The sequence below is a fragment of the Psychromonas antarctica genome, assembly GCF_022267535.1.
Lineage (GTDB): Bacteria > Pseudomonadota > Gammaproteobacteria > Enterobacterales > Psychromonadaceae > Psychromonas > Psychromonas antarctica.
The window spans coordinates 1-976 of record NZ_JAHNZV010000260.1 but is presented as its reverse complement, the minus strand read 5'-3'; the positions used below and the strand labels follow the sequence as shown (position 1 = coordinate 976).

1 protein-coding gene is annotated in these 976 nt (G+C 43.8%); it reads left to right on the top strand.

The features are described 5' to 3' along the window. Positions 1-976, top strand: a 976-nt coding sequence (tnpC, locus tag KSO91_RS17375) for an IS66 family transposase (protein WP_238744271.1), incomplete at both ends; no start/stop codon positions are given.

Genomic DNA, 976 nt, shown 5'->3' with positions numbered 1-976 from the left:
GCTCACAGCAAGACTGATAAACCATCGAGAAAACGTGGCCGTTCAACATTACCTGCACACCTACCACGTGTTGAAGTCATTCATGACTTAGCGGAAGTAGATAAAATTTGCCCGCATGATGGGACGCCTTTACACAAAGTCGGTGAAGAAGTATCAGAGCAATTAGAAATTATCCCAGCGAAAGTACGTGTTATCCGACATCGTCGTTTTAAATACAGTTGTCGCTGCTGTGAACAAGGTGTCCATACAGCAGAGATGCCCAAACAAGCGTTTCCAAAAAGTAACGCCAATGCAGGCACGTTGGCTTACATCGCCGTCAGCAAATATCAAGATGCACTGCCACTTTATCGCCTTGAGAATATATTTAAACGTTCACAAGTGCACATTCCCCGTAATACCATGGCCAATTGGATGATAAAACTCGGTGGTGAAATATTTACCCCGTTGATAAACCTGTTTCGAGACCACCTACTTGAGCAGCCTCTTATCCATTACGATGAAACCACCTATCAAGTGTTAAACGAGATGGGAAAAACAGCGCAATCCAAATCTTATATGTGGGTTGGTCTGGCTGGCGAGCAAGGTAAGCGCGTGGTGCTATTTGATTATGCCCCGACACGGGCGGGGAGTGTGCCGACTTCATTACTTGATGAGTTTAGTGGTTATCTCGTCACCGATGACTATGCCGGATACAATGCAGTCTGCGAGGAAAATGGTATCACACGTGTTGCTTGCTGGGCTCACGCACGTCGAAAATTTAATGACGCGTTGAAAATACAGAAAGTAAAAACGGGTAAAGCACAAGTTGCGATCAACTATATTGCTCAGCTTTATCGTATTGAAAGAGAATGTGCCGATTTATCTAATGAAGCGCGGTTAGCCGTACGCCAAAAAAAATCAAACGTTATTATTAATGATATGAGAGAGTGGTTAGATAATTCACTATTACAATCTCCCAAGCAATCAAAGATCGGTG